We start from the raw sequence: 22,891 nt of genomic DNA on the forward strand, positions 1-22,891 counted from the left end.
CTCGATTGCGGGCGCGCGAACCGGCCGGGGCCTTGATCTGTCCTTGTCCCGGAGGTTCACTACAAATGCGGCTAAAGAGGTCGTCAGCCGCGCACCTTCGACTCCGCGCATCGCCGACACCCGTTTAGCCGCCCAGTCATAAGGCGGAACGAATGGAATCGATCGGCATCGTCGCTCCACAGACCATGCACTTCGCCGAACCGCTGCGCTTGCAAAGCGGCAGCGCGCTCGGCAACTATCAGCTCGTCGTCGAGACGTACGGCGAGCTCAATGCCGCACGCTCGAACGCGGTGCTCGTCTGCCACGCGCTCAACGCGTCGCATCACGTCGCCGGCGTCTATGCGGACGATCCGCGCAGCACCGGCTGGTGGGACAACATGGTCGGCCCCGGCAAGCCGCTCGACACCAACCGTTTCTTCGTGATCGGCGTGAACAACCTCGGCTCGTGCTTCGGCTCGACCGGCCCGATGAGCATCGATCCGTCATCCGGCAAGCCTTACGGTGCGCGGTTCCCGGTGGTCACCGTCGAGGACTGGGTGCATGCGCAGGCGCGCGTCGCCGACGCATTCGGCATCGAGCGCTTCGCCGCGGTGATGGGCGGCAGCCTCGGCGGGATGCAGGCGCTCGCGTGGAGCCTGATGTATCCGGAGCGCGTCGCGCACTGCATCGACATCGCGTCGACGCCGAAGCTGTCCGCGCAGAACATCGCGTTCAACGAGGTCGCACGCTCGGCGATCCTGTCCGATCCCGACTTCCACGGCGGCGACTACTACGCGCACGGCGTGAAGCCGAAGCGCGGCCTGCGCGTCGCGCGGATGATCGGCCACATCACCTATCTGTCCGACGACGACATGGCCGAGAAATTCGGCCGCGCGCTGCGCCGCGCGGACGGCGCGCTCGACGCGTACAACTTCAGCTTCGACGTCGAGTTCGAGGTCGAGTCGTACCTGCGCTACCAGGGCGACAAGTTCGCCGACTACTTCGACGCGAACACATACCTGCTGATCACGCGCGCGCTCGACTATTTCGATCCGGCCAAGGCGTTCGACGGCAACCTGACCGCCGCGCTCGCGCAGACGCAGGCGAAATACCTGATCGCGAGCTTCTCGACCGACTGGCGCTTCGCGCCGGCCCGCTCGCGCGAGATCGTGAAGGCACTCCTCGACAACAAGCGCACGGTCAGCTACGCGGAAATCGACGCGCCGCACGGCCACGACGCGTTCCTGCTCGACGACGCGCGCTATCACAACCTGATCCGCGCGTATTACGAACGAATCGCCAACGAGGTGGGAGCATGAACCAGCAAGCGCTGAATTCCCTGTCCGCACGCGCGGACTTCCGCACGATCGCGCGCTGGGTCGAACCGCGTTCGACCGTGCTCGACCTCGGCTGCGGCGACGGCTCGCTGCTCGCACTGCTGATGGAGGAGCTGGACGTGACCGGCTACGGAATCGAGCTGAACGACGCTGGCGTGCTCGCGAGCGCCAAGAACGGCATCAACGTGATCCAGCAGAACCTGGAGGACGGCCTGCGCCTGTTCGAGGATCACAGCTTCGACATCGCGATCCTGTCGCAAACGCTGCAGACGATCCACCAGACGGCCGCGATCCTGCGCGAGACCGCACGCGTCGGCCGCGAATGCATCGTGTCGTTCCCGAACTTCGGCTACTGGCCGCACCGGCTGTCGGTGCTGCACGGCAGGATGCCCGTGTCGAAATCGCTGCCGTACCAGTGGCACAACACGCCGAACGTGCGCGTGCTGACGATCAAGGATTTCGAGGCGCTCGCGCCCGAAGTCGGCGTGACGATCCTCGACCGCGTCGTGCTGCACGAAGGCCAGCCGATTCGATGGGGAGCGAACTGGCGTGGTAGTCTTGCTGTCTACCGCGTCAAGCGCAGCTGAGCCGGGAGTCCGTTGACGGACGCCGGGCCCGGCCCGCGCCGCTCCCTCCGCCGCGCGCTGCCGCCGCAATCAGTCAACGCTACCCAGTTCCTGTCCATGTCGAAAACGCCACACGAGGCGCCCGCACTCACCGCTCACGAGGACCACCCCGGCTGGCGCGCCTATCTGAACACGCACATGCTGATCTGCGTGTTCCTCGGCTTTACGTCGGGGCTGCCGCTCTTCACGCTCGTCTACCTCGTGCAGGCATGGCTGCGCTCCGAGGGCGTGAACCTGAAGGAAATCGGCCTGTTCGCGCTGATCCAGTTCCCGTATACGTGGAAGTTCCTGTGGGCGCCACTGATGGACCGCTACATCCCGCGCCTGCCCGGCTGGCGGCCGGGCCGCCGGCGCGGCTGGATGCTGCTCACGCAGGTCCTGGTCGCCGGCGCGATCGCCACGCTCGGCTTCGTGTCGCCGCGCGATTCGATCTGGACGGTCGCCGCGCTCACGACGCTCGTCGCGTTCTTCGGCGCAAGTTCCGACATCGTGATCGACGCATACCGCCGCGAACTGCTGCGCGACACCGAGCAGGGCCTCGGCAACGCGGTGCACGTGAACGCGTACAAGCTCGCCGCGCTGATCCCCGGTTCGCTGGCGCTGATCCTGTCCGATCACATGCCGTGGGACGTCGTGTTCGCGATCACCGGCGCGTTCATGCTGCCGGGCATCCTGATGACGCTGCTGGTGCGCGAACCCGAAGTGATCGGCACGCCGCCGCGCAACCTGCGCGACGCGATCGTGCTGCCGTTCCGCGAATTCATCCAGCGTGACGGCTGGGCCGGCGCGCTGCTCGTCATCGCGTTCATCTTCCTGTTCAAGATCGGCGACACGATGGCGACCACGCTGTCGACGTCATTCTTCCTCGACATCGGCTTCACGCGCACCGAGATCGGCATCGTCGCGAAAACCACCGCGCTCGTCGCGAGCGTCGCCGGCGGCATCATCGGGGGCGTGTGGCTCGTGAAGATCGGGATCGGCCGCGGGCTGTGGATCTTCGGCTTGCTGCAGATGGTGTCGACGCTCGGCTTCGCATGGCTCGCGCAACTCGGCCCCGGCTCGCCGGTGCTCGCGGTGCTGTACGACTTCACGGTAGCGACGAGCCACGCGATCGCGGCCGGGCTGTCGGTGTTCGGCATCGCCGTCATGCCGCAATTCAGCCCGATGACGGTCGCGCTCGCGATCGTCTACGGCTTCGAAACCTTCACGACGGGCCTGACGATGGCCGCGTTCGTCGCGTATATCGCGAGCACGACCGATCCGCGCTACACGGCCACGCAGTTCGCGTTGTTTACGAGCCTCGCGTCGGTGCCGCGCACGCTCGCCTCGGCCGCGAGCGGTTTCATCGTCGCGAAGATCGGCTGGTTCGATTACTTCATCGTGTGCACCGCGCTCGCGATCCCCGGCATGCTGCTGCTGTTCAAGATCGCGCCGTGGAACGGTACCGCGCGCGACGGCGAGGCCAGCCGTGCGCAATGATCGACTGCACGACCTGGCACGCGTCGCCGCGTCGCTGAGCGTCGGCATCGCCGCACTCGCGGCGGGAAACGCGCATGCGGCCGACGCAAGCGCGACCTCGGCAGACTCTGCACCGGCCACCGTGCCGGCTTCGCCGTCCACGCCGGCGGCGCCCGTTACACCGTCCGCGGCCGAAGCCGCGCAACCAACCGGTGCGGCCGCGTCCACGAAAGCCTATACGCCGACCCCGCAGCAAGTTCGCTACGGCAACGCGATCGCGTTCCGCACGCTGATCCCGTCAACGCTGCTCGAACAGCTCACCGCGACCGAATACACGCAAATCGTGCAAGCGGCCGCCGACAGCGGTCGCCTCCTGCCCGCGAACCAGCCGCGCGTGAAACGCCTGCGCGCGATCGTCACGAAGCTCGCGCCGTATTCGGTGAAGTGGAACGATCGCGTGAAGAACTGGGCGTGGGAGGTCAATGCGATCCGCTCGCGCGACATCCGCCTCACCTGCCTGCCGGGCGGCAAGATCCTCGTGTACGGCGGGATGCTCGACCGCGTGCGCCTGAACGACGACGAATTAGGCGTGCTGCTCGCGCATGGCATCGCGCACGCGCTGCGCGAACACGCGCGCAGCAATTTCAGCACGACGTCGCAAACCTCGCTGCGCGCGGCCGCACTGCCGCCGCTGTTCGGCGTCGGCGATCCGCTGCCGCAGGCGCTGAACCTCGGCGCACGCCTGCAGACGCTGCGCTACGACCCGACCGACGAAACCGAAGCCGACGTGATCGGCGGCGACATCGCCGCACGCGCGGGTTTCGATCCGCGCGCGGCAATCACGCTGTGGGACAAGCTCGTGGCGGCGACGCGCGCGGACAAGGCGACGGGCTTCATCTACCTGCACCCGTACAGCGCCACGCGGCGGCAGGATCTGCTGAACCGCCTGCCCGACCTGATGCCGCTATACGCGAAAGCGGTCGGCAAACGCGTCGACACGCTGCCCGACTATGCGGGCATCAGCGCGCAGCGGCGCAAGGTCGTGCGGCGCTGAGCGCCGCATCCGGCGACCGGGACTACGCGCGGACGACCGATTCGAACGGCCGGCTTCCGGCGCCGCTTTCGCGCATCGCACGCACTTCGTCACCCGGGCTGCGGCCGAACAGCCGCTTGAACTCGCGGCTGAACTGCGATGCGCTCGCATAGCCGACCCGCGCGGCGGCAGCCCCCGCCCCGACGCCGTCCTGCACCATCATCAACCGCGCCTGGTGCAGGCGTGCGGCCTTCACATATTGCATCGGCGATGTCGCGGTCACATGCTTGAACTGCGCGTGGAACACCGCGAGGCTCATGCCGGCCTCGCGCGCAAGCGTCTCGACGTCGAGATCGGCCGTCAGGTCCGCATGGATGCGTCGCAGCGCCTTCGCGATGCGGCCGAAATGATGCTGCTGAACGAGCGCCGCGCGAATCGCGTCGCCCTGCGCGCCGGTCAGCACGCGATACGCGATCTCGCGCATGATCGCCGGCCCGAGCACGCACGTGTCGTGCGGCGACGCGAGCGCTTCGAGGAGGCGCACCACCGCGTCGGCAAGCGGCGCATCGAGCGGTGTCGAGTAGAGGCCGTGCGGCTCGCTGACCGCGGCGCCGAGCGTCTCGTCGAGCAGGATCGCGAGTTCGGCGATCACCGCGAGATCGACGCGGATCGAGATCGCGAGAAACGGCTCGTCCATGCTCGCGAAGGTTTCGCATTCGAACGGCAACGGCACCGACAGCACGAGATACTGCTGCGCGTCGTAGACGAACGAACGCTCGCCGAGATAGCCGAGCTTGCGGCCCTGGCACACGACGATGATGCTCGGTTCGTACAGCACCGGCATGCGCGGCACCGGCCGGCTCACGCGGATGAAGCGCACGCCGTCGAGCGCCGCCAGCGTGTCGCCCTCGTTCGGTGCGAGACGCGCATGCAGCTCGATCATGCGGCGCCGCACGCGGTCGCCCGAGTCGTCGAAAAGGGGCTGGAAGCTCATCGGCGTCGTCCTGTCCTGCAAGAGAATCTGGCTCGCAATGTAGCACCCTGAAAGCGTTTTGACGGCCGTTCGCGTGCAATTCGAGAGGAATAGGCAAATCTTCGAGACCTTCGTGTATTTCGCGCCGGCCGCGCGCTGCTTACGATGGGCACCTGTCTCGCCGCGCCGCCACATGGTGCGGCGGCAGTCTGTTTCGCCGGATGTTTTCCCGGACAAGGAGCCCCCTGCATGAGCACAACTTACGCTTACGCGGCGACCGACGCGCAGTCGCCGCTCGCCCCGTTCGAATTCCAGCGCCGTGCGCTGCGCGACCTCGACATCCAGATCGAGGTACTGTACTGCGGCGTTTGCCACTCCGACCTGCACCAGGCCCGCAACGAATGGCGCAACACGATCTACCCGGTCGTGCCGGGCCATGAAATCGTCGGCCGCGTGACCGCGACCGGCCCGCAGGTGTCGCGCTTCAAGGTCGGCGAGCTGGTCGGCGTCGGCTGTCTCGTCGACTCGTGCCGCACCTGCCCAAGCTGCGAGGAAGGCCTCGAACAGTATTGCGAGAACGGCTTCGTCGGCACCTACAACGGTCAGGATCGCGTGACCGGCGACGTCACGTACGGCGGCTACTCGACGCAACTCGTCGTCGACGAGGCGTTCGTGCTGCGCGTGCCGGAGACGCTCGACCCGGCCGGCGCCGCGCCGCTGCTGTGCGCGGGGATCACGACCTATTCGCCGCTGCGCCAGTGGAACGTCGGCCCCGGCAAGAAGGTCGGGATCGTCGGCCTCGGCGGGCTCGGCCATATGGGCGTGAAGCTCGCACGCGCGATGGGCGCGCACGTCGTGCTGTTCACGACGTCGCCGTCGAAGATCGAGGACGGCAAGCGGCTCGGCGCGCACGAAGTGGTGATCTCGAAGGACGAAGCGCAGATGAACGCGCACCTGAACAGCCTCGACTTCATCCTGAACACGGTCGCCGCGCAGCACGACCTGAATCCGTTCCTGCACCTGCTCAAGCGCGACGGCACGATGACGCTCGTCGGTGCGCCGGAGCACGACCATCCGTCGCCGCAGGTGTTCAACCTGATCTTCAAGCGACGCCGCCTCGCGGGCTCGCTGATCGGCGGGATCGCGGAAACGCAGGAAATGCTCGATTTCTGTGCGGAACACGGGATCACGTCGGACATCGAAACGATTCCGATGCAGCAGATCAATGCCGCTTACGAACGGATGCTGAAGAGCGACGTGAAGTACCGGTTCGTGGTGGACATGGCGTCGCTCAAGCAGTAAGCGACGCGCCAGACGAAACGGGCCGCATGTTCGACATGCGGCCCGTTTTGCATCCGGCGACCGAAGGGTTCGACTGCGGTGCGCGTCATGCCGCACCGCGTCGCATCGCGTCGACGATTACGTCTTGTAGTCGTAATCCACCGTCAGCGGCGCGTGATCGCTGAACTTGATGTCCTTGAAGATCGCCGTGCTCTTGGCGGTGCCGGCCACGCCCGGCGTCGCGATCTGGTAATCGATCCGCCACCCGACGTTCTTCGCGTATGCCTGGCCGCGGTTGCTCCACCACGTGTACTGCTCTGCGCGCGGGTCGAGCGTGCGGAACACGTCGACATAGCCGACGTCGTCGAACAGTTGCGTGAGCCACGCGCGCTCTTCCGGCAGGCAGCCCGAATTCTTCTGGTTGCTCTTCCAGTTCTTGATGTCGATTTCCTTGTGGACGATGTTCACGTCGCCGCACAGGATCACCTCGCGCTTTTTCTTCAGCTCGGCCAGGTGCGGCATGAACTCGTCCATGAAGCGGTACTTCGCCTGCTGGCGCTCTTCGCCGCTCGAGCCGGACGGCACGTACACCGACACGACCGACAGTTTGCCGTAGCGCGCCTCGACGTAACGCCCCTCGGCATCGAATTCGCTGCTGCCGAAGCCGATGATCACGTCATCGGGCTCGTGGCGGCTGTACACGCCCGCGCCGCTGTAGCCCTTCTTCTCGGCGTGGTGGAAATAGCTCCTGAAGCCGTGCGGCTCGACGAATTCGGCCGGCAGGTCGTCGGCCGACACCTTGATTTCCTGCACGCACACGCAGTCGGCGTTCTGCTCGCCGAGCCATTCGAAGAAGCCCTTCTTCGCGGCGGAGCGGATGCCGTTCAGGTTGGCGGTAATCACTCGCATCATGTCGGGTTCCGTTGTTCAGTTCAGTTCGATGTTTTTTACAGGATCGCAGCCTAGCGGATCTTCACACCGTCGAGCTCCGGCTTCGGCGGCGGGAATTCGAGCTTCATGTCGGTCATCGTACGCAGCAGCAGCTCGGCGATCATCACGTTGCGGTGCGTCTTCGAGTTGGCCGGAATCACGTACCACGGCGCATGCTCGGCCGACGTCGCGGCGAGCGCGTCGCGGTATGCCGACTGGTACGCGTCCCAGTGCTTGCGCGCGTCGAGATCGGAGATGTCGAATTTCCAGTGCTTGGTCGGATCGTCGATGCGCGCCTGCAGCCGCTCGCGCTGCTCGTCCTTCGAGATGTGCAGGAAGCACTTGATGATCGTCGTGCCGTTCTCCGCCAGCATCGTCTCGAAATCGCGGATCTGCCGATAGCGGCGCTCGCATTCCTTGTCGTCGATGAGATCGAGCACGCGCGGCACGAGCACGTCTTCGTAGTGGCTGCGGTTGAAGATCGCGAGTTCGCCCGCGGCCGGCACCTGCGCATGCACGCGCCACAGGAAGTCGTGCGCGGCCTCGATCGGCGTGGGCGCCTTGAACGGCACGATGCGCAGGCCAAGCGGATCGACGTCGCGGAACACCGCGCGCACGGTGCCGTCTTTGCCGCTGGTGTCCATCCCTTGCAGCACGAGCAGCACGCGCTTCTTCTGCTGTGTGTGCAGGCGCTCCTGCTGCACGTCGAGCTCCGTCGACACGGCGGTGAGCCGTTCGCGGTCGGCGTCCTTCGAACCCGACGAGAACGGCTTCGCGGCCGGATCGAACGCATCGAGCTTGAATCCGGCAGCTTCCTTCTCTCGCGTGCTGTACGGCACGCGAAAATCGTCGAGCGACGGTTGTTTCGCCATTCGTTCCTCCGTTGGACGGTGTGGTGCACACGTGCACACGATAACGCATGCACCAAAACGACGGGCCGCCCCGAACAGGTTCGGCGGCGGCCCGTCGTCAAGCGCGGTTCAGGCGCGCGCCCATGTTCAGCCGAGCTTCTTCTTCAGCAGTTCGTTGACCTGCTGCGGATTGGCCTTGCCCTTCGTCGCCTTCATGGCCTGGCCGATCAGCGCGTTGAACGCCTTTTCCTTGCCCGCGCGGAATTCCTCGACCGACTTCGCGTTCGCCGCGAGCACCTCGTCGATGATCGCTTCCAGCGCGCCGGTGTCGGAGATCTGCTTCAGGCCCTTCGCGTCGATGATGCGGTCGGCCGCGCCTTCGTCGGTCGCCTTCTCGTCCCAGATCGTCGCGAAGATTTCCTTCGCGATCTTGTTCGAGATCGTGCCGTCGGCGATGCGCTGCAGCACCAGCGCGAGCTGGGCGGCCGAGACCGGAATCGCGTCGATCTCGATGCCGTCGCGATTCAACTGCGACGACACGTCGCCCATCAGCCAGTTCGCGGCGATCTTCGCGTTCGCCGCGCCGGCCTTCGCGACCACCGCCTCGAAGTACGCGGCCATCGCCTTGCTCGACGTCAGCACGCCCGCGTCATACGCGGACACGCCATATTGCTCGACGAAGCGCTGCTGCATCGCGGCCGGCAGCTCGGGCATCCCGGCCTGCACGCGTTCGACCCAGTCCTGGCCGATCACGAGCGGCATCAGGTCGGGATCGGGGAAGTAGCGGTAGTCGTGCGCGTCTTCCTTGCTGCGCATCGAACGCGTCTCGCGCTTGTCCGGATCGTAGAGGCGCGTTTCCTGCACGACTTCGCCGCCATCCTCGATCAGCTCGATCTGGCGACGGACTTCGTAGTTGATCGCTTCCTCGAGGAACCGGAACGAGTTCAGGTTCTTGATCTCGGCACGCGTGCCGAACTTCTCCTGGCCGACCGGGCGCACCGACACGTTCGCGTCGCAGCGGAACGAGCCTTCCTGCATGTTGCCGTCGCAGATGCCGAGCCACACGACGAGCCCATGCAGCGCCTTCGCGTAGGCGACGGCCTCGGCCGCGCTGCGCATTTCCGGCTCGGTGACGATCTCGAGCAGCGGCGTGCCCGCGCGGTTCAGGTCAATCCCCGTCATCCCGGCGAAGTCTTCATGCAGCGACTTGCCCGCATCTTCCTCGAGGTGCGCGCGGGTCAGGTTGACGGTCTTTTCGTACGCTTCCTTGCCGGCTTTTTCGTTGGCGGGCACCTGGATCGTGATCTGGCCACCCTGCACGACCGGAATCTCGTACTGGCTGATCTGATAACCCTTCGGCAGATCGGGGTAGAAATAATTCTTGCGCGCGAAGATGCTACGCGGCGCGATGGTCGAGCCGATCGCGAGGCCGAAGCGGATCGCGCGCTCGACCGCGCCGCGGTTCAGCACCGGCAGCACGCCCGGCAGCGCCAGGTCGACCGGGCAGGCCTGCGTGTTCGGCTCCGCGCCGAACTGCGTCGATGCGCCGGAGAAAATCTTCGAGACGGTCGACAGTTGCGCGTGCGTCTCGAGACCGATGACGACTTCCCATTGAGTAGCCATATGCTTACACCCCTGCCGGAACTTGCTTGTGCCAGTCGGTCGCGCGCTGGAACGCGTCGGCGACCTGCAGCATCCGGGCTTCGTTGAAATAGTTGCCGATGATCTGCAGGCCAACCGGGCGCTTCGCGTTCGCCCCGGCGCCGAAGCCGCACGGCACGCTCATGCCGGGCAGGCCGGCGAGGCTCACCGACAACGTGTAGATATCCGCGAGATACATCTGCACCGGATCGTCGCCCTTCGCGCCGAGATCCCATGCGACCGTCGGCGAAGCCGGGCCCATGATGACGTCGCAGGACTTGAACGCTTCCTGGAAGTCCTGCGCGATGATGCGGCGGATCTTCTGCGCCTGCAGGTAGTACGCGTCGTAGTAGCCGTGCGACAGCACGTAGGTGCCGACGAGAATCCGGCGCTTCACCTCAGGGCCAAAGCCTTGGGCGCGCGACTTCTTGTACATGTCGAGCAGGTCGCCGTACTGCGCGGCGCGATGGCCGAAGCGCACGCCGTCGAAACGCGACAGGTTCGACGAGGCTTCAGCCGGTGCGATCACGTAGTACACGGGAATCGACAGTTCCGTCTTCGGCAGCGACACGGGCACGAGCGTCGCGCCGAGCGCTTCATACTGCTTGAGCGCCGCGTCGATCGACGCGCGCACGTCGTCGGCGAGACCATCGCCGAAATACTCGTTCGGCAGCCCGATGCGCAGGCCCGCGAGCGGCTTGCCCGCATCGTTGCCGGCCGCCCACGGCTGGCCGAGGTGGCGCGTGAAATCCTCGTCGTCGCGCTCGAGGCTCGTCGAATCGCGCGCGTCGAAGCCGGCCATCGCGTTCAGCAGCAGCGCGCAGTCCGACGCGCTCTGCGCCATCGGGCCGCCCTGATCGAGCGACGACGCGAACGCGATCATCCCGTAGCGCGACACGCGGCCGTAGGTCGGCTTGATGCCCGTCACGCCCGCGAACGACGCGGGCTGGCGGATCGAGCCGCCGGTGTCGGTGCCGGTCGCGGCCGGCGCGAGGCGCGCGGCGACGGCGGCCGAGCTGCCGCCCGAGCTGCCGCCCGGCACCGCGCTGGTGTCCCACGGGTTCTTCACCGCGCCGAACGCCGAGTTCTCGTTGGACGAGCCCATCGCGAACTCGTCCATGTTGGTCTTGCCGAGCGTGACCATGCCGGCCGCCTGCAGGCGGGCGACGACGGTCGCGTCGAACGGGCTCTCGTAGTTCGCGAGCATCTTCGAGCCGGCGGTCGAGCGCCAGCCGCGCGTGACGAACACGTCCTTGTGCGCGATCGGCAGGCCGGTCAGCGCGCCGCCCGCGCCGCGCGCGAGTTCGGCGTCGGCGGCCTTCGCCTGTGCGAGGGTCAGATCGGCGTCGACATGGACGAACGCGTTCAGGTCGCGAGCCGCGTCGATCCGTTTCAGGTAGAGCTGCGCGAGCTCGACGGCCGAGCATTCCTTGGCGGCGAGCGCGGCGCGCAGTTCGGTCAGGCTTTTTGCGTGCATTGAGTGGTTTTCCTGGGAATTCTGGGTCGCGCGCGGCGCAGGGCCGGCGCGCTTGTCAGCGAATGCTTACTCGATCACCTTCGGCACGAGATAGAGGCCGTCCTGGACGGCCGGCGCCGGACGCTGGTTGTCGTCGCGATTGACGACTTCCGTCACGGCGTCGTCGCGCAGGCGCTGCGCGACTTCCTGGATCTGTTCGATCGGGTGGGCGAGCGGCGCGATGCCGGCGGTGTCGACCGCCTGCATCCGCTCGACGAGGCCGAAGAATTCGTTGAGCTGGCCGAGCGTATGCTCGGCGTCGGCGTCGGCCATTTCGAGTCGCGCCAGGTGCGCGATGCGTTTCACATCGGTCAGGGTCAGGGCCATGCGATCACCGGAAAAACAAGACTGCGCAGCGCCTCGAAAACAGCGCTGCGGCGGGGGGTTGGAGGGTGCGATCCCACCCTCAAAAATCGGGGCCGAAGCGGCAAAAATACCGACCGTTTCGATTCAAATACCGTGAAATTATAAGGTATCATTACGCGTTCGACCCAAACCCGGCAGCCTTTTCCCGCACCGTTTCGCCCCGCTTCGGCAAGCCGTGCGTGCTTCGTGCGCCCCCGGTAGACATCACTCGCAGCTTCGTGCGCCGCGGCGGCCGCTTCCGCCACGCTTCCCGAGGCTGTTATTTTTTCCGCTGCCGCCCTCAGCGCTCGCTATGCAGGGCCGGCCCAGAGCGAAACAGGATTCTGAATGTTCGGTTTTTTGCGCAGCTACTTCTCCAACGATCTCGCGATCGACCTCGGCACCGCAAACACCCTGATCTACATGCGCGGCAAGGGCATCGTCCTCGATGAGCCGTCCGTCGTGTCGATTCGCCAGGAAGGCGGCCCCAACGGCAAGAAAACGATCCAGGCGGTCGGCAAGGAAGCCAAGCAGATGCTCGGCAAGGTACCGGGCAACATCGAGGCGATCCGCCCGATGAAGGACGGCGTGATCGCCGACTTCACCGTCACCGAGCAGATGATCAAGCAGTTCATCAAGACGGCGCACGAATCGCGCATGTTCTCCCCGTCGCCGCGCATCATCATCTGCGTGCCGTGCGGCTCGACCCAGGTCGAGCGCCGCGCGATCAAGGAAGCGGCGCACGGCGCCGGCGCATCGCAGGTCTACCTGATCGAGGAGCCGATGGCGGCCGCGATCGGCGCGGGCCTGCCGGTGTCGGAAGCCACGGGCTCGATGGTCGTCGACATCGGCGGCGGCACGACCGAAGTCGGCGTGATCTCGCTCGGCGGCATCGTGTACAAGGGCTCGGTGCGCGTCGGCGGCGACAAGTTCGACGAAGCGATCGTCAACTACATCCGCCGCAACTACGGGATGCTGATCGGCGAACAAACCGCCGAAGCGATCAAGAAGGAGATCGGCTCCGCGTTCCCGGGTTCCGAAGTCAAGGAAATGGAAGTGAAGGGCCGCAACCTGTCGGAAGGCATTCCGCGCAGCTTCACGATCTCCAGCAACGAAATTCTCGAAGCACTGACCGACCCGCTGAACCAGATCGTGTCGTCGGTGAAGATTGCCCTCGAGCAGACGCCGCCGGAACTCGGCGCCGACATCGCCGAGCGCGGGATGATGCTGACGGGCGGCGGCGCGCTGCTGCGCGACCTCGATCGCCTGCTCGCGGAAGAAACCGGCCTGCCGGTGCTCGTCGCCGAAGACCCGCTCACGTGCGTCGTGCGCGGCTCGGGCATGGCGCTCGAGCGCATGGACAAGCTGGGCAGCATCTTCTCGTACGAGTGATGGCTTAAGCAGTCCCGTTTGATATGACGCACCCGCGGCGTGGCCGGATCGCTCGTTCAGAACGAACCGCCACGCCGTTTGCGCGTCTGAGCATTATCTAACCGATCGCCACGCGCCCGGCGCCGACCATGGAATACAGTCCGCCGCCCCTCTTCAAGCAAGGTCCGCCCGCGCTCGCGCGGCTCATCTTCTTCGTTGCACTCGCCATCGCGCTCCTCGTATCGGACGCGCGCTTCAGCACGCTCGAAATCGTCCGCGGCGTGCTGGGCACCGTGCTGTACCCGCTGCAGCGCGCGGCGCTCGTGCCGCGCGACCTGTTCATGGGCGCGGCCGACATCGCCGTCACGGGCGCATCGCTGCGTCACGAGAACGACGCGCTGCGCAAGCGCAACCTGCAGCTGTCCACGCAGGCCAACCAGGCCGCCGTGCTCGCGCAGGAAAACGTGCACCTGCGCGCGGTGCTCGAGCTGCGCCAGCACATCGCGACGCAATCGACGCCGGTCGAGATCCAGTACGACACCAGCGACCCGTTCACGCAGAAGATCGTGATCGGACAGGGTTCGCAGCAGGGCATCCAGGACGGCGCACCGGTCGTCAGCGAGGACGGCGTGATCGGCCAGGTCACGCGCGTGTTCCCGTTGCAGGCCGAAGTCACGCTGATCACCGACCGCGACCTCGCGATTCCCGTGCAGGTGCTGCGCACCGGCCTGCGCAGCGTGATCTACGGCACGCCGAAGGGTGACTCGCTCGACCTGCGCTTCGTGCCGACCAGTTCCGACCTCCTCGTGGGCGACGAACTCGTCACGAGCGGCCTCGACGGCGTCTACCCGCCGGGCCTGCCGGTCGCGAAGGTCGTGCGCGTCGACAAGCTCGCCGACACCGCATTCGCCCGCGTGACCTGCGCGCCGATCGCCGCCGTGCGCGGCGCGCGCCAGATGCTCGTGCTGCACTACCAGAACGACGTCCCGCCGCGCCCGGCCGATCCCGATCCGGCCGCCGACAAGAGCGCGAAGGGCGCCAGGAAGGGTGCGAAGGCCGCTGCCAAGAACGAGAAGGCCGACGCGAACGCGAAGCCGGCCGTCGCGGCCGCACCCGGCGCGAAACCCGCGCCTGCCGCTCCGGTCAGGCCCGCTGTCGCGCCTGCGAAGCCCGCGGCCGAATCAGGAGCCCAGCGATGAATCGCCCGCAATACATCCTGCAGCCGGTCAACCCGTACTTCATCGTCTTCAGCCTCGCCGCCGCGTTCCTGCTGAACCTGATGCCGTGGGGCCGCCTGCCCGGCGTGCCCGACTTCGTCGCGCTCGTGCTGCTGTTCTGGAACATTCACCAGCCGCGCAAGGTCGGAATGGGCGTCGCGTTCGCGCTCGGCATCCTGATGGACGTGCATGACGCGGGGCTGCTCGGCGAGCATGCGCTCGCCTATACGCTGCTGTCGTACGGCGCGATCACGATCCACCGGCGCGTGCTGTGGATGCCGATCGGCGTGCAGGTGCTGTACGTAACGCCGCTGCTCGTCGTCGCGCAGCTCGTGCCGTTCGTGATCCGCCTCGTGATGGGCGCCGCGTTCCCCGGCTGGCGCTATCTGGTGGACGGCTTCGTCGAGGCCGCGCTGTGGCCGATCGCGAGCCATCTGCTGCTGATGCCGCAACGCCGCCCGGTCGATCCGGACGATACGCGCCCCATCTGAGCCGCGCCGCCAGGACCGACCTTGAATACCCGCCGCCCCCACGCCCGCCGCGCGCCGCGCTCCGGGGCCGCCCCTCGCCCGCGCCCGCTCGCCGCGCACGGGCCGGATCGAACCTAACCGCATGACCGAATTCAACGACACCCAGCAACAGCTCTCGAGGTTCCGCCTGCGCGTCGCGGCGGCGGGCGTGTTCGTGTTCGTCTGCTTCGGACTGCTCGCGAGCCGCTTTTTCTACCTGCAGCTGTTCCAGCACGGCAAATACGCGTTGCAGGCCGAGGAAAACCGCATCTCGGTCGCGCCGATCGTACCGAACCGAGGGATCATCACCGACCGCAACGGCGTCGTCCTCGCGAAGAACTATTCGGCGTATACGCTCGAAATCACGCCGTCGAAGCTCGACGACACGCTCGAGAACACGATCGACAAGCTGTCCGAGATCATCCCGATCGATGCGCGCGACCGCCGCCGCTTCAAGAAGCTGCAGGAAGACTCGAAGAACTTCGAGAGCCTGCCGATCCGCACGCGCCTGACCGACGCGGAAGTCGCGCGCTTCACCGCACAGCGCTTCCGCTTCCCCGGCGTCGACGTGCGCGCGCGGCTGTTCCGCCAGTACCCGCTCGGCATGACGGCCGCGCACGTGATCGGCTACATCGGCCGGATCTCGAAGCGCGACCAGGATCGCATCGACGCGATGAGCGACGAGAACGACAGCGATCAGGAAAATTACGACCCGCGTCGCGATGCGAACAACTACAAGGGCACCGACTACATCGGCAAGATTGGTGTCGAGCAGAGCTACGAGACCGAGCTGCATGGCCTGACGGGCTTCGAGGAAGTCGAGGTGACGGCCGGCGGCCGGCCGGTGCGCACGCTGTCGCGCACGCAGGCGACCCCCGGCAACAACCTCGTGCTGTCGCTCGACATCGGGCTGCAGCAGGTCGCCGAGCAGGCGTTCGCAGGCAAGCGCGGCGCGCTCGTCGCGATCGAACCGAAGACGGGCGACGTGCTCGCGTTCGTGTCGTCGCCGAGCTTCGATCCGAACTCGTTCGTCGACGGCATCGACCAGCAGACCTGGGACGAGCTGAACAACTCGCCCGACAAGCCGCTCCTGAACCGCCCGCTGCACGGCACCTACCCGCCGGGCTCGACCTACAAGCCGTTCATGGCGCTGGCCGGCCTGACGCTCGGCAAGCGCACGCCGGGCTGGGGCTTCCAGGATCCCGGCTACTTCACGTTCGGCGGCCACACGTTCCGCAACGACGTGCGCTCGGGCCAGGGCTGGGTCGACATGAACAAGGCGATCATGGTGTCGAACGACACCTACTTCTACATGCTCGCGCGCGACCTCGGCGTGAACGCGATCGCGAACTTCATGAAGCCGTTCGGTTTCGGCCAGATCACCGGGATCGACATCCAGGGCGAGGCGCGCGGGATCCTGCCGTCGACCGACTGGAAGAAGAAGGCGTTCAAGAAGCCCGCACAGCAAAAGTGGTTCGACGGCGAAACGATCAGCCTGGGGATCGGCCAGGGCTACAACTCGTTCACGATCCTGCAGCTCGCGCATGCGACCGCGACGCTCGCGAACAACGGGATCGTGATGAAGCCGCACCTCGTGAAGGAAATCGAGGATCCGATCACGCGGGCACGTCACCTGACCGTGCCGAAGGAAAGCGAAGTGATCCCGCTCAAGCAGTCCGACATCGACGTCGTGAAGCGCGGGATGGAGAACGTGGTCGAAAACCCGTCAGGCACCGCGTACAAGGTGTTCCGCGGCGCGCAATACCAGGCTGCCGGCAAGACCGGTACCGCGCAGGTGTTCTCGCTGCAGGGCTCGAACTACAAGGGCCACCTGCTCGCCGAACACCTGCGCGACCACGCGCTGTTCATCGCGTATGCGCCGGTCGACCATCCGCAGATCGCCGTGGCGCTGGTCGTCGAAAACGGCGGCTGGGGGGCGCAGGCCGCGGGCCCGATCGCGCGCCGAGTGCTCGACTTCTATCTCATCGACCGCCAGAACCCGCAGAGCGAATCGGCCGCCGTGGCCGCCGCCGCCTCGGCGACCGAGCCGGTGAACGCACCGGTGATCGGCGATGCATCGAAGCCCGCCGTCGTCGCGGCCGGCTTCACCGCACTGCCGCAACCGGTCCCGCCGAACCCGGCCAGCTCGGCGAACGCCGCATCGGCGCCCGACGCGGCGTTCGCCGCGCAGCCGGCCGACGCCAGCGCCGCCGCGCCGATGGCCGCGAGCCTGCCGCCGATCCGGCGCCCGCATCGGCCGCGCCGGCCCGCCAGCGACGCGCAACCGGCTGCCACCGTGCCGCGCGACGACAACTACCGTGCGACGGCCTCCGCGAAAGCGGCGACCGCCGGCACCTCTCATTAACGGAGAAAGGCATGCAATTCGACAAGCGCGCCTGGCTCGACAAGATCAAGCAGATGTTCGCGGGCTTCGACCGCCCGCTCGCCCTCATCGTGTTCCTGCTGCTGTGCGTGGGCATTGTCACGCTGTACAGCGCGGCGATCGACATGCCGGGCCGCGTCGAGGACCAGCTGCGCAACATCATGCTGACGTTCGTGCTGATGTGGGTGATCGCCAACATCCCGCCAACGACGCTGATGCGTTTCGCGGTGCCGCTCTATACGTTCGGGGTCGCGCTACTCGTTGCGGTCGCGCTGTTCGGGATGACCAAGAAGGGCGCGAAGCGCTGGCTGAACGTCGGCGTCGTGATCCAGCCATCCGAAATCCTAAAGATCGCGACACCGCTGATGCTCGCGTGGTATTACCAGCGCCGCGAAGGCGGGCTGCGCTGGTACGACTTCGTCGCCGCGTTCGGGATTCTGCTGGTGCCGGTCGCCCTGATCGCGAAGCAGCCCGACCTCGGCACGGGCCTGCTCGTGTTCGCCGCCGGTTTCTTCGTGATCTATCTCGCGGGCCTGTCGTTCAAGCTGATCGTGCCGGTACTGATCGCGGGCGTGATCGCGGTCGGCTCGATCGCCGTGTTCGAGCAGCGCATCTGCCAGCCCGACGTGCAGTGGCCGCTGATGCACGACTACCAGAAGCATCGCGTGTGCACGCTGCTCGACCCGACTTCCGACCCGCTCGGCAAGGGCTTCCACACGATCCAGGCCGTGATCGCGATCGGCTCGGGCGGCGTGCTCGGCAAGGGCTACCTGAAGGGCACGCAGGCGCACCTCGAGTTCATTCCGGAAAAGCACACCGACTTCATCTTCGCGGTGTTCTCGGAAGAATGGGGGCTCGTCGGCGGCCTCGTGCTGCTGACGCTCTACATGGCGCTGATCGCGCGCGGGCTCTATATCGCCGCGCAGGGCGCGACGCTGTTCGGCCGCTTGCTCGCGGGCTCGCTCACGCTCGCGTTCTTCGTCTATGCGTTCGTCAACATCGGGATGGTGAGCGGTGTGCTGCCCGTCGTCGGCGTGCCGTTGCCGTTCATGAGCTACGGCGGCACCGCACTCACGACGCTCGGCATCGCGATCGGGATGATCATGAGCGTCGGACGACAGCGGCGGTTGATGAAGACCTGACGACACGGCGCGGCGCGCAGCCGCCTGCTGTCGCGGCAATGAAAAAACGGCGCCCCGTGGCGCCGTTTTTCGTCGGGAAAGTCGAAACCGGACGCGGTCACGCCGTGCGGCGCGCGCTCATTGCGGCGTCTCGTGCGGGCTCCCTTGGTCCGCGCCCGATGCCGGCCCCTGCGTCTTCAGCCGTGCACTCAGCTCCTTGAATTTCAGCTCGGCCGTCTCGTCGCCCTGTGCCGCCGCCGCCGCGTAATACGCGCGCGCGATGTTCAGGTTCTGCGTGACGCCGTCGCCACCGCGCTCGTAGAACGACGCGGTCACGTACTGCGCGGTCGGCTCGCCGGCGTCCGCCGCGAGCTTGTACCACTCGAACGCCTGCCGGTTGTCGCGCGGCGTGCCGCGCCCGTCGAGGAACTGGTTCGCGAGCGACAGCTCGGCCTGCACATGCCCCTGCTTCGCCGCCCGCAGGAACCAGCGGTGCGCTTCGACCGGGTTGCGCGCAACGAACTCGCCGTCGTCGAACATCCGCCCGTACACGTACTGCGCGTGCGACATGTTCGCGTCGGCCGCGCGCTTCAGCCAACGCAACCCTTCCTCGACGTTCGCTGTCACGCCGACGCCGGTGAGCAGCATCATCGCGTAATTGAACTGCGCGAGCCGGTCGCCGCGCTCTGCCGCGTCGTGGAACTGCACCAGCGCCGCGCGATAGTCGCCGGCGTTGTAGTCGGCGACCGCCGATTGCGTCTCGTGCGCCGGATCCGGTTGAGCGCGTGGCGCATTCTGCGCGACCGCGGCGACGCACACGGCCCACAGCCCGAGCAGCATACCGATCCGCCCGTACGCAGCGATCGCACCGGCTGCACACCGCGCACGTATGCCGCCCACGCCATCGCCCGCACTCATGATCGCACCTCCTGCAGTGCCTGCCGCGTCGCGCGCAGCAGCCACGTCACGTCGGCCGACAGCGTGATCATCCGGTAGCCGGCCTCGCGGTACTGGCGCGCGCTCGCCGTATCGCCCGCGAAGATGCCGACCGCGACGCCGGCCTGCTTGCCGGCCGCGAGCACCCGCGCCATCGCGGTTTCGACGTCCGGGTGGCGACTGTCGCCGAGATGCCCGAGGCTCGCCGCGAGATCGGCCGGCCCGATGAACAGGCAGTCGACACCGGGCGTCGCGGCGATCCGCTCGACTTCGTCGACGCCGCGCGCCGATTCGATCTGCACGATCACCGCGACCTGCGCGTTCGCCGTCTGCAGGTAATCGCGACGCATCCCGAATGCCGCCGCGCGGACCATCCCGGCGACGCCGCGCAGCCCGTCCGGGGAATCGGGCGACGGAAAGCGAGTGAGCCGCACCGCATGCGCGGCGTCGTCAGGCGTCTCGACACAAGGAAACATCAGCGTGCGCGCGCCGGCGTCGAGCGCGCGCTTCACGAGCCACGGCTCACGCCCCGGCACGCGCACGACGGGCTCGCTCGGCAGATGCGCGGCGGCCAGCGCACGCAGCTGCGACGCGACGTCGCGGCTGTCGTTCGGCGCATGCTCCATGTCGATGCAGAGCCAGTCGTAGCCGGCGTGCGCGAGCGCTTCCGCGGCCGAGTCGCAGCCGAGCGACAGCCACAGTCCGTACAGCGGCTCGTCGCCGTCATGCAGACGTTGCTTGAGGGAATTGGTGAGCGTGCTCATCGATACGGCCTCCTGGCGGACAGGCAATCGAACGGAACAGGCAACAAGGAAGACGGCCGGGCGACAGTGGCCGATCGCGGGGCGCAACGGACAGCGCCACGCAACGATCATAGCGCGCCGCCGGGCGAAATGTGGGAAGACACGTGAAGCAGGCCCGATCGGGCGCCGCAGGGCAGGCAACCGCCGGCCGGCCGCCGCGCGAATGCGCGGGCCGGCGCCGCGGCATCAGCGGGCCGGTTCGCGCTCGACGTCGGCCCAGCAGTTCGGCGTTTCGTACAGGCGCACGCGCTCCAGGCGCAGGTTCACTCCGTAGTGCGCGTCGTACACGTTCGCGAGGATGTCGAACGCGATCGCCGCGAGGTTCTCGACGGTCGGGATCCGGTCGATCACGACCGTCTTGTGGTCAGCCATCTGCTCGAGGAACGAGCGCACGACTTCGTCGCGCGCATAGACCAGGAACGCATGGTCCCACTTGTTGACGAGGTGCTCGACCGCGAGCGCCTTCACGTCGGCGAAATCCATCACCATGCCGCGGTCGGGCGCCCCCTCGGTATCGACGAGATCGCCGCGCAGCGTGACTTCGAGCACGTAGCGATGACCGTGCAGGTTCCTGCACTGGCTGCGGTGATCGGGAATGCGGTGGCCCGCGTCGAATTCGAGTTTTCGGGTAATCAGCACGATGTCAAAGGCCGTGGCTCAGGGAATGTTCAGATATTTGTGGGTCTGCATCGACAGCCGCCACTGCGGATGCCGCTTGCACCAGTCGATCGCGAGCTTCGTATTGATGTCGCGCGACGGGCCGTCCATCGGCTGCACCAGAAAATACTCGAAATCGAGCTTCGCGTAGTCGGCGAGCCGCTGGTTGTCCTGCGGGATCACGACCTTCAGTTCGTTGCCCTTCGTGACGACGAGCGGCGCGTCGGCCTTCGGGCTCACGCAGATCCAGTCGATCGTCTCGAGCACCGGCAGCGAGCCGTTGGTTTCGATCGCGATCTCGAAGCCCGCCGCGTGCAGCGCGTCGACGAGCGGCGGGTCGAGCTGCAGCATCGGCTCGCCGCCGGTGCAGACGACGAAGCGATGCGCCTCGCCGTGCGGCCACAGGCCGGCGATCGTCGCGACGAGCGCTTCGGCATCCTTGAACTTGCCGCCGTTCTCTCCGTCCGTGCCGACGAAGTCGGTATCGCAGAAGCGGCACACGGCGTCCGCACGATCTTCTTCGCGGCCCGACCACAGATTGCAGCCGGCGAACCGGCAGAACACGGCCGGACGGCCGGCGTTCGCGCCCTCGCCCTGCAACGTGTAGAAAATTTCCTTGACCGCGTAAGTCATCGTGCTTCGTCCGGCTCGCGCCGCTCGTTGTCGATCAGAATCGGTTATCGATGAAGCCCTGCCGGCGCATGTGCGTCACAGCGGCGCTTCGGTCACCCGCTCGCCCTTCAGGTAAGCCTCGTAGCCGCGCTTGCGCAGCTTGCAGGCCGGGCACTCGCCGCAGCCGAAGCCCCAGTCGTGCAGTTCCGCGCGCTCGCCCACGTAGCACGTGTGCGTCTCGACACGGATCAGCTCGACGAGCGCCTCGCCGCCGAGTTGTTCGGCGAGCTGCCAGGTCTGCGCCTTGTCGAGCCACATCAGCGGCGTCTCGAGCACGACACGCGTGTCCATCCCGAGGTTCAGCGCAACCTGCAGCGCCTTCATCGTGTCGTCGCGGCAGTCGGGGTAGCCTGAGAAATCGGTCTCGCACATCCCGCCGACCAGCACGCGCAGCCCCCGGCGATAGGCGATCGCAGCGGCGATCGTCATGAACAGCAGGTTGCGGCCCGGCACGAACGTGTTCGGCAAGCCGTTCGCCGCGGTCTCGATCTCGATCGAGCGCGTCATCGCGGTATCGCTGATCGCGCCGAGCACCGACAGGTCGATCATGTGATCGTCGCCGAGCCGGTCCGACCATGCGGGAAACTGATGCTTCAGCGCTTCGCGCACGCCTTCGCGACATTCGAGTTCGACGCGGTGGCGCTGGCCGTAATCGAAGCCGAGCGTCTCGACCGTCTGGTAGCGCTCCAAGGCCCAGGCCACACAAGTGGCCGAGTCCTGTCCGCCGGAAAACAACACGAGCGCGCCGTCTTTAGCGTCTGTCCGAATCACCGTGATACTCCGTGAATGTGTAGGCTCGCGTCGCGCTGCGCCCCGGGGCCGACTGCCGCCGGGCGGCCCGACGCGTGCCGGCCTGCGCCGGCTCGACCAGTATAGGCAGCGCGGTCGGCCGCGAACGCGGCACAGCGCTTATACCGCCCATCGCGCGGCATCGTTGCCGCGCCTCACGGCAGCGCCTGCGGGCAACCAGCCGTACGCGTAAAGCAAGGCGCTAAGTCATTGAGCGGGCACGGATTTTATCACGCCCCCACAAATGCTGCCGGGCAGGCTTCCGACGACACGCGATACCCACCACAAACGAAAAACCCCAAGAACCTTCCGATTCTTGGGGTTGGAACTGCTGGTGGCCTGGGACGGAATCGAACCATCGACACGCGGATTTTCAATCCGCTGCTCTACCAACTGAGCTACCGGGCCAACGAAGAAGAGAAAGTATATCCAGCCTGACTCACTCGCGCAAGTGCTTTCGCAA

Annotated in this window: 21 protein-coding genes and 1 tRNA gene; 10 read left to right on the forward strand and 12 right to left on the reverse strand. The window is 66.7% G+C overall.

From position 1 onward, the window contains the following. Positions 1-152 precede the first annotated feature (152 nt). The 4 genes from DIE13_RS16585 to DIE13_RS16600 all read left to right on the forward strand — a co-directional run bounded on the left by DIE13_RS16585 (position 153) and on the right by DIE13_RS16600 (position 4,454). Positions 153-1,298: a homoserine O-acetyltransferase gene (locus DIE13_RS16585; RefSeq protein WP_124828185.1), complete on the forward strand. Its 1,146-nt coding sequence runs from the start codon at positions 153-155 to the stop codon at positions 1,296-1,298. Further along, on the forward strand, positions 1,295-1,903 hold the full coding sequence (metW, locus tag DIE13_RS16590) for a methionine biosynthesis protein MetW (RefSeq protein WP_034179337.1): 609 nt from the start codon (positions 1,295-1,297) through the stop codon (positions 1,901-1,903). Before DIE13_RS16585 ends, metW begins: the two co-directional genes overlap by 4 nt. A gap of 96 nt (positions 1,904-1,999) precedes the next feature. Then, entirely contained in the window at positions 2,000-3,421 is a 1,422-nt protein-coding gene (locus DIE13_RS16595; RefSeq protein ID WP_124828186.1) for an AmpG family muropeptide MFS transporter, read from the forward strand. Continuing rightward, on the forward strand, positions 3,411-4,454 hold the full coding sequence (locus DIE13_RS16600) for a M48 family metallopeptidase (protein ID WP_124828187.1): 1,044 nt from the start codon (positions 3,411-3,413) through the stop codon (positions 4,452-4,454). The genes DIE13_RS16595 and DIE13_RS16600 overlap by 11 nt, the downstream gene beginning before the upstream one ends. A 22-nt stretch (positions 4,455-4,476) precedes the next feature. Here DIE13_RS16600 and DIE13_RS16605 read toward each other — a convergent pair whose 3' ends face one another. Then, positions 4,477-5,427, reverse strand: a complete 951-nt coding sequence (locus tag DIE13_RS16605; RefSeq protein ID WP_124828188.1) for an AraC family transcriptional regulator — start codon at positions 5,425-5,427, stop codon at positions 4,477-4,479. A gap of 228 nt (positions 5,428-5,655) precedes the next feature. On the opposite strand from DIE13_RS16605, the gene DIE13_RS16610 reads away from it, so the two are divergent. After that, positions 5,656-6,708, forward strand: a complete 1,053-nt coding sequence (locus DIE13_RS16610; RefSeq protein ID WP_124828189.1) for an NAD(P)-dependent alcohol dehydrogenase — start codon at positions 5,656-5,658, stop codon at positions 6,706-6,708. Positions 6,709-6,825: 117 nt separating this feature from the next. On the opposite strand, the gene DIE13_RS16615 is transcribed toward DIE13_RS16610, so the two are convergent. The 5 genes from DIE13_RS16615 to gatC all read right to left on the reverse strand — a co-directional run bounded on the left by DIE13_RS16615 (position 6,826) and on the right by gatC (position 11,952). Continuing rightward, positions 6,826-7,599, reverse strand: a complete 774-nt coding sequence (locus DIE13_RS16615) for an exodeoxyribonuclease III (protein WP_124828190.1) — start codon at positions 7,597-7,599, stop codon at positions 6,826-6,828. Positions 7,600-7,649: 50 nt separating this feature from the next. Continuing rightward, positions 7,650-8,489, reverse strand: a complete 840-nt coding sequence (locus tag DIE13_RS16620) for a polyphosphate kinase 2 family protein (RefSeq protein ID WP_124828191.1) — start codon at positions 8,487-8,489, stop codon at positions 7,650-7,652. 126 nt (positions 8,490-8,615) lie between these two features. Continuing rightward, a complete protein-coding gene (gene gatB / locus DIE13_RS16625) occupies positions 8,616-10,091 on the reverse strand; it encodes an Asp-tRNA(Asn)/Glu-tRNA(Gln) amidotransferase subunit GatB (RefSeq protein ID WP_124828192.1) in 1,476 nt (491 codons plus the stop codon). A gap of 4 nt (positions 10,092-10,095) precedes the next feature. Further along, positions 10,096-11,586: an Asp-tRNA(Asn)/Glu-tRNA(Gln) amidotransferase subunit GatA gene (gene gatA, locus DIE13_RS16630; protein WP_124828193.1), complete on the reverse strand. Its 1,491-nt coding sequence runs from the start codon at positions 11,584-11,586 to the stop codon at positions 10,096-10,098. Between the two features lie 66 nt (positions 11,587-11,652). After that, positions 11,653-11,952: an Asp-tRNA(Asn)/Glu-tRNA(Gln) amidotransferase subunit GatC gene (gatC, locus tag DIE13_RS16635; RefSeq protein WP_096508406.1), complete on the reverse strand. Its 300-nt coding sequence runs from the start codon at positions 11,950-11,952 to the stop codon at positions 11,653-11,655. Positions 11,953-12,318: 366 nt separating this feature from the next. Between gatC and DIE13_RS16640 the strand changes: the two genes are divergently transcribed. The 5 genes from DIE13_RS16640 to rodA all read left to right on the forward strand — a co-directional run bounded on the left by DIE13_RS16640 (position 12,319) and on the right by rodA (position 18,592). Beyond that, positions 12,319-13,362: a rod shape-determining protein gene (locus DIE13_RS16640; RefSeq protein WP_004189550.1), complete on the forward strand. Its 1,044-nt coding sequence runs from the start codon at positions 12,319-12,321 to the stop codon at positions 13,360-13,362. 128 nt (positions 13,363-13,490) lie between these two features. Beyond that, on the forward strand, positions 13,491-14,540 hold the full coding sequence (gene mreC, locus DIE13_RS16645) for a rod shape-determining protein MreC (RefSeq protein WP_124828194.1): 1,050 nt from the start codon (positions 13,491-13,493) through the stop codon (positions 14,538-14,540). After that, entirely contained in the window at positions 14,537-15,049 is a 513-nt protein-coding gene (gene mreD / locus DIE13_RS16650) for a rod shape-determining protein MreD (RefSeq protein ID WP_009687274.1), read from the forward strand. Before mreC ends, mreD begins: the two co-directional genes overlap by 4 nt. Positions 15,050-15,170: 121 nt before the next feature. Continuing rightward, a complete protein-coding gene (mrdA, locus tag DIE13_RS16655) occupies positions 15,171-17,432 on the forward strand; it encodes a penicillin-binding protein 2 (RefSeq protein WP_124828195.1) in 2,262 nt (753 codons plus the stop codon). Between the two features lie 11 nt (positions 17,433-17,443). Continuing rightward, a complete protein-coding gene (gene rodA, locus DIE13_RS16660) occupies positions 17,444-18,592 on the forward strand; it encodes a rod shape-determining protein RodA (protein WP_124828196.1) in 1,149 nt (382 codons plus the stop codon). Between the two features lie 117 nt (positions 18,593-18,709). Here the strand turns inward: rodA and DIE13_RS16665 are convergent, their stop codons facing one another. The 6 genes from DIE13_RS16665 to DIE13_RS16690 all read right to left on the reverse strand — a co-directional run bounded on the left by DIE13_RS16665 (position 18,710) and on the right by DIE13_RS16690 (position 22,836). Beyond that, positions 18,710-19,489 (reverse strand): tetratricopeptide repeat protein, encoded by a 780-nt coding sequence (locus DIE13_RS16665; protein WP_124828197.1) that lies wholly within the window; start codon positions 19,487-19,489, stop codon positions 18,710-18,712. Beyond that, positions 19,486-20,271 (reverse strand): HpcH/HpaI aldolase/citrate lyase family protein, encoded by a 786-nt coding sequence (locus tag DIE13_RS16670; RefSeq protein WP_124828198.1) that lies wholly within the window; start codon positions 20,269-20,271, stop codon positions 19,486-19,488. The genes DIE13_RS16665 and DIE13_RS16670 overlap by 4 nt, the downstream gene beginning before the upstream one ends. A 225-nt stretch (positions 20,272-20,496) precedes the next feature. Next, the gene (gene queD / locus DIE13_RS16675) at positions 20,497-20,949 is read right to left on the reverse strand and encodes a 6-carboxytetrahydropterin synthase QueD (RefSeq protein WP_098550281.1); all 453 of its coding nucleotides are present in this window, start codon (positions 20,947-20,949) and stop codon (positions 20,497-20,499) included. An 18-nt stretch (positions 20,950-20,967) separates the two neighbouring features. Then, positions 20,968-21,600 carry a 7-carboxy-7-deazaguanine synthase gene (queE, locus tag DIE13_RS16680; RefSeq protein ID WP_124828199.1) on the reverse strand — a complete coding sequence of 211 codons (633 nt, stop codon included), beginning with the start codon at positions 21,598-21,600 and terminating at the stop codon, positions 20,968-20,970. Between the two features lie 75 nt (positions 21,601-21,675). After that, positions 21,676-22,410: a 7-cyano-7-deazaguanine synthase QueC gene (queC, locus tag DIE13_RS16685; protein ID WP_124828200.1), complete on the reverse strand. Its 735-nt coding sequence runs from the start codon at positions 22,408-22,410 to the stop codon at positions 21,676-21,678. A 350-nt stretch (positions 22,411-22,760) separates the two neighbouring features. Further along, positions 22,761-22,836, reverse strand: a tRNA-Phe gene (locus DIE13_RS16690). Positions 22,837-22,891 lie beyond the last annotated feature (55 nt).

This window comes from Burkholderia sp. Bp9016, assembly GCF_003857765.1.
GTDB lineage: Bacteria > Pseudomonadota > Gammaproteobacteria > Burkholderiales > Burkholderiaceae > Burkholderia.

Coding starts and splice junctions, on each gene's coding strand:
- DIE13_RS16585 (WP_124828185.1), top strand. CDS start 153: ATGGAATCGATCGGCATCGTCGCTCCACAGACCATGCACTTCGCCGAA.
- metW (WP_034179337.1), top strand. CDS start 1,295: ATGAACCAGCAAGCGCTGAATTCCCTGTCCGCACGCGCGGACTTCCGC.
- DIE13_RS16595 (WP_124828186.1), top strand. CDS start 2,000: ATGTCGAAAACGCCACACGAGGCGCCCGCACTCACCGCTCACGAGGAC.
- DIE13_RS16605 (WP_124828188.1), bottom strand. CDS start 5,427: ATGAGCTTCCAGCCCCTTTTCGACGACTCGGGCGACCGCGTGCGGCGC.
- DIE13_RS16610 (WP_124828189.1), top strand. CDS start 5,656: ATGAGCACAACTTACGCTTACGCGGCGACCGACGCGCAGTCGCCGCTC.
- DIE13_RS16615 (WP_124828190.1), bottom strand. CDS start 7,599: ATGATGCGAGTGATTACCGCCAACCTGAACGGCATCCGCTCCGCCGCG.
- DIE13_RS16620 (WP_124828191.1), bottom strand. CDS start 8,489: ATGGCGAAACAACCGTCGCTCGACGATTTTCGCGTGCCGTACAGCACG.
- gatB (WP_124828192.1), bottom strand. CDS start 10,091: ATGGCTACTCAATGGGAAGTCGTCATCGGTCTCGAGACGCACGCGCAA.
- gatA (WP_124828193.1), bottom strand. CDS start 11,586: ATGCACGCAAAAAGCCTGACCGAACTGCGCGCCGCGCTCGCCGCCAAG.
- gatC (WP_096508406.1), bottom strand. CDS start 11,952: ATGGCCCTGACCCTGACCGATGTGAAACGCATCGCGCACCTGGCGCGA.
- DIE13_RS16640 (WP_004189550.1), top strand. CDS start 12,319: ATGTTCGGTTTTTTGCGCAGCTACTTCTCCAACGATCTCGCGATCGAC.
- mreC (WP_124828194.1), top strand. CDS start 13,491: ATGGAATACAGTCCGCCGCCCCTCTTCAAGCAAGGTCCGCCCGCGCTC.
- mreD (WP_009687274.1), top strand. CDS start 14,537: ATGAATCGCCCGCAATACATCCTGCAGCCGGTCAACCCGTACTTCATC.
- mrdA (WP_124828195.1), top strand. CDS start 15,171: ATGACCGAATTCAACGACACCCAGCAACAGCTCTCGAGGTTCCGCCTG.
- rodA (WP_124828196.1), top strand. CDS start 17,444: ATGCAATTCGACAAGCGCGCCTGGCTCGACAAGATCAAGCAGATGTTC.
- DIE13_RS16665 (WP_124828197.1), bottom strand. CDS start 19,489: ATGAGTGCGGGCGATGGCGTGGGCGGCATACGTGCGCGGTGTGCAGCC.
- DIE13_RS16670 (WP_124828198.1), bottom strand. CDS start 20,271: ATGAGCACGCTCACCAATTCCCTCAAGCAACGTCTGCATGACGGCGAC.
- queE (WP_124828199.1), bottom strand. CDS start 21,600: ATGACTTACGCGGTCAAGGAAATTTTCTACACGTTGCAGGGCGAGGGC.